The sequence below is a fragment of the Actinomyces ihuae genome, assembly GCF_001457875.1.
Classification (GTDB): domain Bacteria; phylum Actinomycetota; class Actinomycetes; order Actinomycetales; family Actinomycetaceae; genus Pauljensenia; species Pauljensenia radingae_A.
In genome coordinates this window covers 430,997-444,722 of the sequence record NZ_CZPX01000005.1, presented here as the reverse complement: position 1 = coordinate 444,722, position 13,726 = coordinate 430,997, and the positions used below count along the sequence as shown (strand labels likewise).

Genomic DNA, 13,726 nt, shown 5'->3' with positions numbered 1-13,726 from the left:
GTCATCCATGCTGCGCCCCGGACAATCCCTGCTTCGTGAACTTGACTTCACGCGCGAAGAATGGGACAACCTGCTATGCCTGTCAGCAGCGCTGAAAGCAGCCAAGAAGAATGGCACTGAACAACAACTCATGAGTGGACGCAACGTCGCCCTCGTCTTTGCGAAAACATCGACACGCACGCGCTGCGCATTCGAGGTCGGGGCGGCAGACCAGGGAGCCCACACCGTTTACCTCGATCCGCAAGGCTCACAGATGGGACACAAAGAATCCATCGAGGACACCGCTCGTGTGCTGGGACGTATGTTCGACGCGATCGAGTACCGCGGTGACGACCAATCAGTTGTGGACACGCTGGCACAGTACTCAGGCGTTCCGGTATTCAACGGCCTGACCGACCAATGGCACCCGACGCAGATGCTGGCTGACACACTCACGATGAGAGAACACAGCGAGGGCGTGGACGACCATGACATTGCCTACGCCTACGTCGGGGACGCGCGTTTCAACATGGGGCGGTCCCTGTTGGTGAACGGCGCGATCCTCGGCATGGACACCCGCATCATTGCACCGAAGGAACTATGGCCACCGCAGGACGTCATCGAGGCGGCTCAGGCACGGTCCGACGAGTCGGGTGCGCGTCTGACCATTACCGAGGATGTCGACGCAGTCGCTGGCGTCGACTTTGTCCACACGGACATCTGGGTGTCGATGGGGGAGCCTAAGGATGTGTGGGCGCACCGCATCGACCTGCTGCGCAGCTACCGCGTTGACGAAGCGCTCATGGCACAAGCCGGTCCCGATGCGAAATTCATGCACTGCCTGCCGTCATTCCACGATCTGAAGACCACCGTCGGACAGCAGATCTTTGACGAGTTTGGCCTGGATGGAATCGAAGTTTCCGACGAGGTGTTTGAGGGGCCGCGCTCCATCGTCTTCGATCAGGCCGAGAACCGCATGCACACGATTAAAGCTGTTATGGTCGCCGCTTTGGGTCGGAGTGATACCACGAAGGCGTGAGCCACGACGGCAACGGCTTTCGTCCAAAGGCCATCATGGAGACGACAATACTGGCTATGAGGAGCAGAGCACCTGCCGCGCCTGTAATCCAGCGGCCAGCGGGGTTGGGAATCATCGACCCCAATGCGAGGATACTGATGCCGAGCAGCACGCCAGCCAGGCCCGGGATCGTGGCGAACGCCATTTTCTCATCCACCAGTCCGTTCGCGTTCTGCCACCATCGTGAACGCGGAGAATCGGTACGCAGCCACAGTGCCGCTGCCAGCACCATCAATCCGAAGAGCAAGGCAATCAGAATCATGATCCCACCCTACGTGGAGGGCTGCGATGTTACATAATGACCACTCTCAAATCTCAGGCGATCCGCTTCGCGAAAGATCGGGCGCTTCATGCGCGATCGAACAGGTCCGCATCGCTGAGCTGGCACCGGCCACGCGCCGCACGCTGGACGCTATCGACACCGTCCTGATCTACCACACGCCGCTCATCACGCGCTTTCGTGGAGTCACGGAGCGAGAAGGCCTCCTGCTGCACGGCCCTGAAGGCTGGTCAGAAGCGGCGCCGTTTTGGGATTATGGCCCGCCTGAATCCTCACGGTGGCTGATGGCCGCCCTCGAAGCTGCAACGCAGACGCCGCCCACGGCCCGGCGCACCAGCGTCCCCGTCAATGTCACGATCCCTGTCCGAACGCCAGCTCAGGCAGCCGAGCGTGTGCAAGCCAGCGGAGGATGTACGACCGCCAAAGTGAAGGTGGCAGACCCGGGGATGACTGTGGACCAGGACTGTGAACGCGTTGCCGCTGTTGCCCGCGAGCTTGCCCGCATCAGCGATGATCCGCATGTGCGCATCGATGCCAACATGGCGTGGGACGTGCCCACTGCTATCGCGGCGATTACTGCGCTGCACGAAGCAGCGGCCAGCGCCGGTGGCCTGGAATACGCGGAACAACCGTGCCGCACAGTCGAAGAGCTGGCGCGCGTGCGGGCCCGCGTTGACGTGCCAATAGCCGCTGACGAGTCGATCCGACGTGCCGAAGATCCCTATGCCGTTATTCGTGCTCACGCTGCCGACGTGGCGATCATCAAGCTTGCCCCGCTGGGAGGGGCGCGCGCAGCACGTGAGATTGCTGAACGAGCTGGCATCAAAGTAGTGGTCTCCTCCGCCCTCGAATCATCCATTGGGCTGGCGCGCGGCCTCCAACTGGCGGCTTGCCTGCCTGTCGAAACGGCGTGCGGACTGGCAACTGCGCAACTGTTCGCTGCTGACACCGTGCGCGAACCGCTCAAAGTGGAGTCAGGCCGAATTCAGGTGCATGACATGAGAGTGGATGAGGAATTGATTGACGCATGCCCCCTGCCGGCCGGATGCCGGGACAGGTGGATCGACCGATTAGACGCCATGTGCGCCGTGCTGAATGAGGAACGCCAATGACTCAGTCACTTCGCCTTGCTCTTGGAATCGTTCGTGCGCTCGCAGCTCACGGTGTGCGTGACTTCGTCTACAGTCCCGGGTCGCGATCAGCCCCGTTCGCCTATGCGCTTGACGCGTGTGAGCGCCACCTCGATATCCGAACGTGGATTGTGCTCGATGAGCGTGATGCCGCCTTCTTTGCAGGCGGCCTGTCTCGCGCCGACGAGTTGGCCACACCTGACTTCACTCCTGCGGCACATGAGCCTCGGCCCGTTGCGCTGATCATGACGTCAGGTGGAGCCGTTGCCGAGATGCACGCCGGCATCGCCGAAGCTCACCATTCCCATCTGCCGTTGATCGTGGTCAGCGCTGACCGTCCCTTCGAAATGCGATCCGTGGGAGCTTCGCAAACGACGACGCAGGCGGGGATCTTTGCCTCGCACGTGTCGATGACGTGTGACATTCCCGCTGATACCACTGCTGACCGGGCTTTGACGGCCCGCGTTGGACGCCTCGTCGCTGCCGCTCGCGGATGGTCAGCCACCGATCGCGGCCCGGTCCACCTCAATGTCGCACTTCGTGATCCTCTTGCACCTGCCAGTGCGGGTGACGTTGAGAAAATCCTGATGGACGAGGGTGACCCCGCCGTTTCTGCGACCCGCTTCTTCTTATGTGAGCGTGAGCCGGTCGCGTGGCGGCAGGTGGTGGATCCGAATCTGCGCACTGTGATGATTGCCGGCGACGGTGCGCATCGCGACAGCGCCGCATGGGCTGAACGCGCCGGGATCCCGCTGCTCGCTGAGCCGACCAGTGGGCTGACAGGAAGCTCCGCGTGGATTCCGCATCAGCAAAGCATTCTCAGTGACAGTGACGTGCTCAGCCAGATCGAGCAGGTCATCGTGACGGGGCGACCGACGTTGTCGCGCCCTGTTTCCAGGCTTCTTGCGCGCGATGATATTCGCATCGTAGTGGTCAGCGAGCATACGGAATGGCCAGATGTTGCAGGCAGGGCGAGCAGTGTTGTGCCCTCGCTGTGTGATGTGCCTCTGGGCGAGGGGGGCGAGTGGCGTGACTCTCTGCGTGAGCGTTCAGGGTATGCCGATGATGCGCTCGATCCCGAGCAGTTCTCTATGCTCACTGTGGCGGACCTGATCTGGCGCGACACTGGAACCGACGTACTGGTTCTGGGAGCATCGAACACTGTGCGTGCTTTCGACCTGGCGATCCGTACGCCTGCCCAGGCGAGCGTCGTGTCGAACCGCGGTCTGGCCGGGATTGACGGCACGATTGCCACGGCGTGGGGGTGCAGTGCCAACGGTGCGCGCGTGCGCGCGGTAATGGGGGATCTGACTTTTTTCCATGATGCGTCGGCACTGGCGCTTCGCGGTGGTGGAGCGCTGTCGATCATTGTTCTGGACGATCAGGGCGGATCCATTTTCGCCTCGCTTGAACATGGACAGGCACCTCAATCGATGTACGAGCGATGGTTTGGCTGCGCGCAGAGCGTTGATATCGAATCACTATGCCGAGCCTACGGGTGGTCATACCGCACGGCCGCGAGCCTGGATGACGTGGCAGAGGCCCTGGCACTCCCCATCGATGAACCGTCTGTGATTCATGTCAAATTGACGAGGGATGCTGACGGTATGCGGAGAATTCTCACACCTTCACGTTCTCAGAAAACTTCCAGATAACCTTCAGGTCATCTGGAAGATCCCTTGTCATACTGGGCATCACACAGACCAGAAAAAGAAGGACGTATGACAAACGAGCAATTTCCTCGATCTGAATTCAATGATCAGAACGAGACACCAGATGGGCGCGACGCTTACGCGCCACAGGAAACCTCTGACCACTCGTCGGCATATATGCCGCCGAGTGACCTGCCGCGTTCGAAAAGCGATAGCGCCGAACGGGGCGATCTGGGTGAACAGAGCGATCTCAAGGAGCGAGGTTATCAGAGCGATCAGAGAAATCAGGGCGATCAGGGATATCAGGGCCAGTCAAGTGAGCAAACCGGGCAGAGCCGGCAGGTTCAGCAGGGATCCCGATATGCCTACGGGTCGCCCTCGAACTCGACGGAATATATCCGCCCGGACGGGCCCAGCTATGCAGGGCGCGGTTCTTCGGCCTACGCAGGCGGCAGCGATGGCTTCGTAGCCCCGAGCTCCCAGTCGTATGAAGAAAGTGCGGCGAGTGGCCAGAGCCAGTCGTACGGGCACAGGCAGTCGTATGACCAAGGTGAGTCATCTGAGCGCACGCAATACCTGCAGGGCGGCCAGTATGCTCAGGGGGCGAACGGCCAGTACACGCAATCCGGCCAGTATGCAGGTGCGTCACGAGGTGACCAGTACTCGCACGATTCCCGCAATCCCTATGCATCACCGAACCCAGAGTCTGGATCCGCTTCCTATGGTCGAGTCGCCACTGCCGCGCCGGCATCCTCCACGAAACGTGCACGAAAGACGTGGAAAAATGGGCCGGGCTGGGGCGCAGTTGCTGCTGCGATGCTTGTGGCCGTTGCCCTCTCGCTTGGCGGCGCGTGGGGGATTAATGAATTTGTCGGTTCAGATAATTCGACGGCAACTGCTACCAGTTCGCAGAGCTCGCACGCCTCGCAACAGCCTGCACCTGTCATCAGCAGCGATGCGACGTGGGCAGAAGTTGCCGCAGCGGTCTCTCCCGCAACGGTGTCCATCAACGTCCAAGGCGGGCAAACCGCCGACATCGGATCGGGCGTCGTGTACGACTCAGCCGGTCACATCGTGACGAACTACCACGTTGTATCAGCGGCTGAAAATGCCTCAAATGGTCGAATCAGCGTCACCTTGTCTGACGGGCGAATCTATGCCGCCGAAATTGTCGGCGTCGATTCGAGTACCGACCTGGCCGTGCTGCAGATTGTGGATCCTCCCGCAGACCTGTCTGTCGCCGCATTCGGGTCATCTGCGGATGTCCAGGTGGGACAGGACGTGATGGCGATCGGATCGCCACTGGGTCTGTCGTCAACCGTCACCACCGGCGTCGTTTCAGCACTCAACCGCCCAGTCGAGGTGGCAACCGAACAACAGGACAACCAGCAGCAGATCGACCCACGTGACCCCTTCGGACAGCTTCCTCAAAATCAGAACAAGGAAACCAGCCCATCGGTCATCACCAATGCGATTCAGGTGGACGCCTCGATCAACCCGGGAAACTCCGGCGGACCGCTCTTTGACGCCCAGGGCAAAGTCATCGGTATTAACTCATCGATCGCATCTATGGGCTCAGATTCCTCATCTGCAGGCTCGATCGGACTTGGTTTCGCAATTCCATCGGACCTCGTGAAGTCTGTCGCTGAACAGATCATCGCGAACGGACAAGTCGACCACGCTGTGTTGGGCGTGCTCATTACAACCGGCACAGCCACAGTCGATGGCACCACGCGCATGGGTGCCGCCATCAGCGAGGTCAACAATGGCTCAGCCGCGGCCGAGGCAGGGCTGAAAGCTGGTGACGTCATTACCGCCGTCGACGGTAATGCGGTTGAATCCGGAAAGTCTCTGACCGGCTACATTCGCCGTTACACTGGAGGCGACCACGTCAGCATCGAATATGTGCGTGACGGCAAACTGGCCAGTGCAGATGTGACACTCCAATCGCAGATCCAGAAATAGAAATGCCAGGATCTATGCTCGTGTCAACATCTTGTTAAACGGGTCAATATCTCCTGAACTTGGAAGGATACAGCGCCATGGTGGCCGACTCACTGTTCAGTATGGACAAAATAGGGGCACGCCCCTCGATGGATCCGCAGCGAACAGTGAGCGGGCCCCACTGGCGCATCGGCATCATCACCGACCGGCTGATCCGATTCGAATGGTCCGACACCGACGAATTCGTTGACGACGCCACTCAGATCGTTCTGAACCGCAGTTTTGGGGATACTCCAAAATTCCGCGTCACCCGGCGCGACGGGCGCGTCCTGATCGATACGGACGCTGTGCGTATCACCTACGACGAAAAACCGTTTTCCCGTTTCGGGTTGTCTGCGTTTATCAAGGGCGTGGGATCCACCTGGCGTTTCTCGGAACCGGCTCGAGCCAACCTGGGCGGCACCGCCCGTACACTCGACCAGATCGACGGTCCTGTTGAACTGGACGAAGGCCTCGCAGCATTCGACGGGTGGGCTGTGATCGATGATTCCCAGTCCAACCTGATCCGCGATGTCAGCGAAGTTGACGGGCATGACAACGCATTCGGTACGTGGGTCCAGCCCCGTAATCCGGATGAGCCGTCCGGAGCGACACCCTCGTCCCACGACTTCTATCTGTTTGCCTACGGGCATGATTTTGCGGACGCGGTGCGCGACTTCTATCAGCTGACAGGCCCGACCCCGCTGCTGCCGCGCTTCACACTGGGCAACTGGTGGAGCCGCTACCACGCCTATTCGGACGAGGAATACCGCGAGCTCATCACACGCTTTGAGGACGAGCGCGTGCCGCTGTCCGTTGCCGTAATCGACATGGACTGGCACCTTGTCCACGACATTGACCCGAAGTACGGCACCGGATGGACTGGATTCACATGGAATCGTGACCTGTTCCCGCAACCTGAACAGTTCCTCGATTGGCTCCATCAACGAGGGCTGCGCACGACGCTGAATCTGCATCCGGCCGACGGGATCCGTGCCTTTGAAGAGGCATACCAGCGGGTCGCCACACGCATGGGAATCGATCCGGCCAGTGAGGACCCGGCCGAATTTGACCTGACAGATCCGCGCTTCATGCAGATCTACTTCGAAGAAGTCATTCACCCCATGGAAAAGGAAGGGGTCGACTTCTGGTGGCTTGACTGGCAGCAAGGCGGAACAACCCGTCAGCCCGGCCTGGACCCGCTATGGATGATCAACCACCTGCATTTCCTCGATTCCGCGCAGGCAGGGGAGCGCCCGCTGACCTTCTCGCGCTACGCAGGGCCAGGCTCGCACCGCTACCCGGTTGGATTCTCCGGCGACACGGTCATGTCGTGGGAGTCGCTCAAGTTCCAACCCTTCTTCACATCCACGGCCTCCAACATCGGATACTCCTGGTGGAGCCACGACATCGGCGGACATATGTTCGGTGTGCGCGACGAAGAACTGGAGGCACGCTGGTACCAGTTGGGTACCTTCAGCCCGATCAACCGCCTGCACTCCACTGAATCAGCTTTCAACTCAAAGGAGCCGTGGAACTTCCACGACGAGACGCGCAGCGTGATGAACCAGGCACTTCGTCTGCGCCACCAACTGATTCCCTACCTGTACACGATGAACAGGCACACCGCTTACGAGGGGCGGCCGCTCGTTGAGCCGATGTACTGGCAGGCACCCGAGACTGCCGATGCCTGCGATCACCCGCACGAATTCCGCTTCGGTTCGCAGCTGCTGGTCGCTGCCATCACTGATCCACGCGAGCACGACACGATGAAAGCCCAGGCCGACGTCTGGTTCCCGCGCGGCACGTGGTTCGATTTCTTTACAGGTCGACGCGTCGAATCTCGCGGTGAAGCCGGCCGTCGCCTGCGCGTATGGCGCGATCTGGATTCTTACCCGGTTTTCGCTCCCGCAGGCGCAATCATCCCGCTGCAGGATAATGCGCTCGACCAGCTCAACAATGTTGACAACCCCGAGCATCTGCGCGTCATCGTCATGCCCGGTGATAATGGTGAATTCGTCCTGTGGGAAGATGACGGAGCCGCACAGGAAAATGTCGCATGGGCCGCAACCACTCTTTCACTGAACTGGTCACCTGCCGATGATTCCGACACGCGCACCTTCACCATTTACCCGCCTGCCGACCATGTCGACGTTCTTCCGGCCACGCGCACGTGGACCCTCGTCTTCCGCGGCGTTGCGCCCATTGACGAGGGTGACGTGACGATCACCGTCAACAACGCCAAGGTTGCCTCTGAACGCGTGGCGCTGACCTACTGCAACAAGACCTTGTCCTATGAAGTCACGATTGCTGACGTTCCGGCAGATCAGCAGGTTACGGTTGAGATGTCTGCGGAAGCACTGACAGTGGCGGACGATCCGTGGTTTGATGACGCATTCGACCTGCTGTTCAAGGCGCAGATCGGCTATCCGGCCAAGGAGCGCGCGATCGAGATGATTCGTGAGGAAGGTGAACGCGCTTTGGGTGGCCTCGCCTCTTTGGGTGAGCCAACCCCGACGATACAGTGGCCGCACAAACCCGAATACCTTGTGGTTCCTGACAGCGTGCGCAGCGCTCTCGATGAGATCCTGACCCGAACCTCCCAGCCGCATGTAGTTCCCGCATGTCCGCCAGCATCGTCATCTAGGTAGAGGCTCTTTTCACGCATCGCCCGACTGCTGGCGCACGACCCCCTAGATTTAAGGCTGAATCGTGCACATTCCCCTAGATTTTCGATCTGTTTGTGCACATACCCCTAGAAGAACCGCGACCGTCCGCTGGCGCTCTCCGCGCAACACCCCGTGACCTGCGCATATGGGAAAGCGATGAAATGGCGAACCGCCTTTTCTAGGGGTATGTGCATTCTGGCGAGACTTTTTAGGGGTATGTGCACGTGCGCCCGCCAGTTTGAGGGGTCGGTGCACGCCCGCACCGACGTGACCACGCCGCGCCGCCGCAGCGTCGTCACCGAGGCAACCACACCACGCCGCGCCACACGGCCGCCGATACTTCCGTTAGGCGGATACCACCAGTACCCAATCGCGCAATCTACACGCCCAGCGCGTCCAGAACAGGGGACATCTTCGCGCGCGTTTCGGCCAGTTCCATCTCCGGCACGGAGTCAGGCATGATGCCCCCACCAGCGAAGACACGGATCTGTGTGCGCTCACGCGTGAACTGTCCGCATCGCAACGCAATGCCGAACTCACCGTCGCCATTCGCATCGACCCAGCCCACCGGGCCTGAATAGCGGCCGCGACGCGTCTGCTCGAAGGATTCCAGCAGATCGTACGCCAGTGTTGTCGGTGTGCCGCACACCGCTGCCGTGGGATGTAAAGCAGCCACCACGTCGAGGAGGGAGTGATCCGGCACAACAGCGTTGACTTCGGTTGCCAGGTGAATGACGTTTGGAAGTTCGATCACGCTAGGCTCGGGCGGGCACTCGACGGACGTGGCCATCGGTTCGAGGCGGCGGGTGACAGATTCAACGGCCAGCGCGTGTTCACGACGATTCTTATCTGACGACATCAACTCGTCAGCATTTCCGGGAGCTGCAGTGCCAGCCAGGACGCGCGAGTACACATGATCAGCTTCTTTAGACGCCAATATCTCCGGTGTGGCGCCCACTAAACCGGCAACGGCATATGTCCAGGTCGAAGGAAACTGCTCGTGCAACTGGGTGACCAGGTATCGCTCATCCATAGCGGTCGGACTGTCCACGACCATGTCGCGACTCATCACCACTTTCGATGCTGCTCCCGAGTTCAGGCGCCGGATCACGCGGCGCACCGCGCTGAGCCACTGGTTCTGCGTCATACGCCCGGCCTGTGTCATCAGTCCTTTCGGCGTAGTCAGCTGCGTACTGAGCGCTGCCTCGGCAAGAGCGGAGGCTACCTGAATCGGATCAGCAGGATCCTGGTCGAGCGCCGTCGTGATCACGAAGCGCGCGCCATCGCGCTCGACGATCGCGGTGTGCGGAATGATCAGGACACCGCGCGTATTCCATGCAAAACCGAACGAGGCCAATGCAACCGGTCCACAAAGGCGTGAGCTCCCCTCGTCAATTGTCGAATCAGTATCGACGAGGGCGTCCTGGCACACGTTCGTCCACTCTGACGACGCCTGCCTGATGGCCTGTGTACCTGTCACAGTGATCGTGGCAGTGCGCCCATCGGCAACGATCGAACAGCGATCTCCCAACCACGTCAACGCGTCTGCAGGGCTGGGCAGCAGTGAGGCCAGCGGACGCGTCGCACAGAGGTGTGAAGGCGGTAGTGATGCAATAGAGACGTGGAGTTTGCCATTGAGAGATACGGAACCGAAAGTGCCAGACATGAGGCCATCGTATCCAGACCATGAAAAGATAGAGACATGAATGAAACGGCAGGTCTGAACTACGACGTCTATGACCAGGACGCTGACCTCAATGACGACAGCTCACCGGCGGGCGTGCGCGCGCAACTGGATAAGGATCCCGGCGAAGTTGCGGCAATGTTTAATTCCGTGGCACGTCGATACGACATGATGAATGCACTTGCCAGCGGTGGGATGGATCATGTGTGGCTGCGCGCATTGCGCACTGCAGTCGATGGCAAGTCTGGGGAGGAAATCCTCGACCTTGCTGCCGGAACCGGTGCATCAGCTGCGGCGATCGCTGCCGGTGGCGCACGCGTGACGGCGTGCGACCTGTCAGAAGGAATGATTGCGGTAGGCCGTGCGCGCCACCCGGAGATCTCATTTGTTCAGGGCGATGCCACCAACCTCCAATTCGAAGACGCGACATTCGACGCCGTGACCATGTCGTACGGGCTGCGCAATATCAGCGACCCGGAACGCGCCTTGCGTGAAATGGCACGCGTGACGAAACCGGGCGGGCGACTGGTGATCTGTGAATTCTCCCACCCGACTGACCCGATTTTCTCGCGCCTGTACCGCATCCACCAGATGGTGGTCATGCCGACGCTGGCACGCCTGGTTTCATCTGACGACGTGGCGTACGACTACCTGGTTGAGACGATCCAGAGCTGGCCCGACCAGATCACTGTGGGGCAGATGATCGCGCGGAGCGGATGGGAGAGCGTGGAGTACAGGAATCTGACAGGCGGCATCGTTGCGCTGCATCGTGCCCGACGTGCCCAATGAGACGCGCTTCACGATACCTGAAATAGGTAAAGGCCCCCTTTCTCAAATACATCAAAGAACCAGTCTTTTTTCGCGCCAAAATGACGAAATGCGCCCTTTGGGGCAATCGGAGTAGGGTGCTAGTCGAATGAGGCTTGACAACAAGTAGAGGAGACACTGTGTCTGACGGTGTGGCGAAGCATGATGATGCTGACGTCGTAATCGTCGGTGGCGGGCCGGCAGGTGCATCAACTGCCTACCACCTGGCAAGTGCCGGCATTGATGCCCTCGTACTTGAAAAAGCATCATTCCCGCGGGACAAGATATGCGGCGACGGGCTGACCCCTGCAGCCGTGTACGAACTCATTGTGATGGGCGTCGATACAAGCACGTGGACGCGTAACCGCGGATTGACGGTCATTGGTGGCGGGCATCGCCTGCAACTGGAATGGCCTGACCAAAAATCACTGCCCGGATACGGCATGACACGTCGCCGCACGGAACTCGACCAAGACCTCATTCAGCACGCATGCAATCGTGGTGCGCGCCTGGTCGAAAACTGTACGGTGACAGGACCGTTGACTGACTCAACTGGGCGCATCACTGGCGTGCGCGCGCGCATCGGGCAGGGTAAAGACGCTGAAGATGTCGAGTTCCACGCCAAACTTGTGGTGGATGCAGGCGGCGTGTCGGCGCGACTGGCCACCGCAATGGGACGTGAAAAGAATCCGCGCCGTCCCCTCGGAGTGGCGGCACGCACGTACTTCCGCTCACCTCGCTCAAATGAAGAGTGGATGGAATCCCACCTCGAACTGTATGCAGGACAGCCCGGCAAATCCGAACCGTTGCCCGGTTACGGCTGGATCTTCCCGATGGGTGACGGCACCGTCAACGTCGGCTTGGGATCAGTCTCTTCAGATGCGAAGGCAACCAAACTGCCGTACCACAAAGTGCTGAAGCAATGGGTCGATTCCCTTCCCGACGAGTGGGGTTTCACGCCTGACAATCAGGTTGGCTCCCTGCGCAGCGCAGCGTTGCCGATGAGCTTTAACCGCACACCCCACTACGCGAACTCACTGGTGCTGGTGGGTGATGCTGGCGGAATGGTCTCACCCTTCAACGGCGAGGGAATCGCGCCGGCCCTGAAAGCGGGTCGTCTTGCTGCAATGGCGATGGCTCAGGGTCTTGCCCGCACGACGCTTGCCGGCATGGATAAGGCGATGGAAGAGTACCCTCATGCGATGAAACAGGAATATGGCGGGTACTATTCCATGGGACGAATCTTCGTGCGGCTGATCGAGAACCCGAAAGTGATGCACTTGTGTACACATACGGGGCTTGGAATCCCACGCTTGATGACACTTGTCCATAAACTGTTATCAGATGGTTTTGAACGTAGCGGCGGTCAATGGGACGACCGTCTGATTACTACCCTCACGAAGGTGGTGCCCAAGGTATGAGATCGACTCAGCAATCTCCGTGTTGCAGTTGTGCCATCGGGCTGACCGCCCTCGTCAATAACCGGGAGGAACAATGACCAATCCCTACGTGCCATTGCTGATTATGGCCGCAGCAGCCATCGTGCTGGCGCTGGGCGGCCTGGGCGCATCAGCGATCCTGGGACCCACACGCAAGAACAGCACCAAAGCTGACAACTACGAATGTGGCATTGATCCAGGCCCTCAGCACATTGAGGAAGGCCGTTTCCCGGTGCGCTACTACCTCGTCGCGATGACCTTCATCATCTTCGACATCGAGGTCGTCTTTATGTACCCGTGGGCCGTCAGCTTTAACCAGCTGGGCTTGTTCGGGCTTGTTGTCATGTTGACCTTTATCGCCCTGATCACGGTGCCCTACATTTACGAGTGGCGCCGCGGCGGGCTGGACTACTAGGAGCGAAGGAGGACTCATGGGTATTGAAGAAGCGTTACCTGCAGGCATTGCTCTGACCAGCATGGAAAAACTGCTGGGGCTGGGTCGTAAACACAGCCAGTGGCCTGTCACCATGGGCTTGGCGTGCTGCGCGATTGAAATGATGGCAGCCGGCACCCCTCGCTTTGACATGTCACGATTCGGACTGGAAGTGTTCCGCGCCTCGCCGCGTCACTCCGACCTCATGATCGTCTCGGGTCGTGTCTCCCACAAGATGGCACCGATCATCCGTCGCGTCTACGACTCGATGGCCGACCCCAAGTGGGTCATTTCGATGGGCGCCTGCGCCTCGTCCGGCGGCATGTTCAACAACTACGCCGTCATCCAGGGCTGCGATCACTTCCTGCCTGTGGATGTCTACCTGCCCGGATGCCCACCTCGCCCCGAAGCGCTGATCCACGCCGTCCTCACCCTGCGTGAGCAGATCGGCAAAGAGCCGCTTGGCGTCCACCGTCAGGAAATCGCACGCAAGGCCGAGCAGGCAGCACTTGCTGCTACACCGACCCACCAGATGAAGGGACTCCTGTCGTGAGCGAAACTGAATCAGTGACGCCTACCCCTGATGAGGTGC

11 protein-coding genes are annotated in these 13,726 nt (G+C 59.9%); 9 read left to right on the top strand and 2 right to left on the bottom strand.

The genetic code is table 11. The features are described 5' to 3' along the window. The first annotated feature begins 7 nt into the window (after window positions 1–7). A complete protein-coding gene (argF, locus tag BN3002_RS06660) occupies window positions 8–1,018 on the top strand; it encodes an ornithine carbamoyltransferase (protein WP_227469112.1) in 1,011 nt (336 codons plus the stop codon). On the opposite strand, the gene BN3002_RS06655 is transcribed toward argF, so the two are convergent. Continuing rightward, window positions 975–1,319: a hypothetical protein gene (locus BN3002_RS06655; protein WP_058237203.1), complete on the bottom strand. Its 345-nt coding sequence runs from the start codon at window positions 1,317–1,319 to the stop codon at window positions 975–977. The genes argF and BN3002_RS06655 overlap by 44 nt on opposite strands. A gap of 26 nt (window positions 1,320–1,345) precedes the next feature. On the opposite strand from BN3002_RS06655, the gene BN3002_RS06650 reads away from it, so the two are divergent. The 4 genes from BN3002_RS06650 (at window position 1,346) to BN3002_RS06635 (ending at window position 8,753) form a co-directional block, all read left to right on the top strand. After that, the gene (locus BN3002_RS06650) at window positions 1,346–2,449 is read left to right on the top strand and encodes an o-succinylbenzoate synthase (protein WP_058237202.1); all 1,104 of its coding nucleotides are present in this window, start codon (window positions 1,346–1,348) and stop codon (window positions 2,447–2,449) included. After that, the gene (gene menD / locus BN3002_RS06645) at window positions 2,446–4,122 is read left to right on the top strand and encodes a 2-succinyl-5-enolpyruvyl-6-hydroxy-3-cyclohexene-1-carboxylic-acid synthase (RefSeq protein ID WP_058237201.1); all 1,677 of its coding nucleotides are present in this window, start codon (window positions 2,446–2,448) and stop codon (window positions 4,120–4,122) included. The genes BN3002_RS06650 and menD overlap by 4 nt, the downstream gene beginning before the upstream one ends. 66 nt (window positions 4,123–4,188) lie before the next feature. Next, the gene (locus BN3002_RS11285; protein WP_257525547.1) at window positions 4,189–6,084 is read left to right on the top strand and encodes a S1C family serine protease; all 1,896 of its coding nucleotides are present in this window, start codon (window positions 4,189–4,191) and stop codon (window positions 6,082–6,084) included. A 77-nt stretch (window positions 6,085–6,161) separates the two neighbouring features. Further along, window positions 6,162–8,753, top strand: coding sequence for a glycoside hydrolase family 31 protein (locus tag BN3002_RS06635; protein ID WP_058237200.1), 2,592 nt, complete (start codon window positions 6,162–6,164; stop codon window positions 8,751–8,753). 397 nt (window positions 8,754–9,150) lie between these two features. Here BN3002_RS06635 and BN3002_RS06630 read toward each other — a convergent pair whose 3' ends face one another. Further along, window positions 9,151–10,437: an isochorismate synthase gene (locus BN3002_RS06630; protein WP_058237199.1), complete on the bottom strand. Its 1,287-nt coding sequence runs from the start codon at window positions 10,435–10,437 to the stop codon at window positions 9,151–9,153. Window positions 10,438–10,593: 156 nt separating this feature from the next. Between BN3002_RS06630 and BN3002_RS06625 the strand changes: the two genes are divergently transcribed. The 4 genes from BN3002_RS06625 (at window position 10,594) to BN3002_RS06610 (ending at window position 13,687) form a co-directional block, all read left to right on the top strand. Next, complete coding sequence (locus BN3002_RS06625; protein ID WP_058237870.1) at window positions 10,594–11,244, top strand: ubiquinone/menaquinone biosynthesis methyltransferase; 651 nt, start codon at window positions 10,594–10,596, stop codon at window positions 11,242–11,244. Between the two features lie 158 nt (window positions 11,245–11,402). After that, window positions 11,403–12,683, top strand: a complete 1,281-nt coding sequence (locus BN3002_RS06620) for a geranylgeranyl reductase family protein (protein ID WP_058237198.1) — start codon at window positions 11,403–11,405, stop codon at window positions 12,681–12,683. Window positions 12,684–12,756: 73 nt separating this feature from the next. After that, window positions 12,757–13,116 carry an NADH-quinone oxidoreductase subunit A gene (locus BN3002_RS06615; RefSeq protein ID WP_058237197.1) on the top strand — a complete coding sequence of 120 codons (360 nt, stop codon included), beginning with the start codon at window positions 12,757–12,759 and terminating at the stop codon, window positions 13,114–13,116. A 16-nt stretch (window positions 13,117–13,132) separates the two neighbouring features. After that, window positions 13,133–13,687 (top strand): NADH-quinone oxidoreductase subunit B, encoded by a 555-nt coding sequence (locus BN3002_RS06610; RefSeq protein WP_058237196.1) that lies wholly within the window; start codon window positions 13,133–13,135, stop codon window positions 13,685–13,687. Window positions 13,688–13,726: the final 39 nt, after the last annotated feature.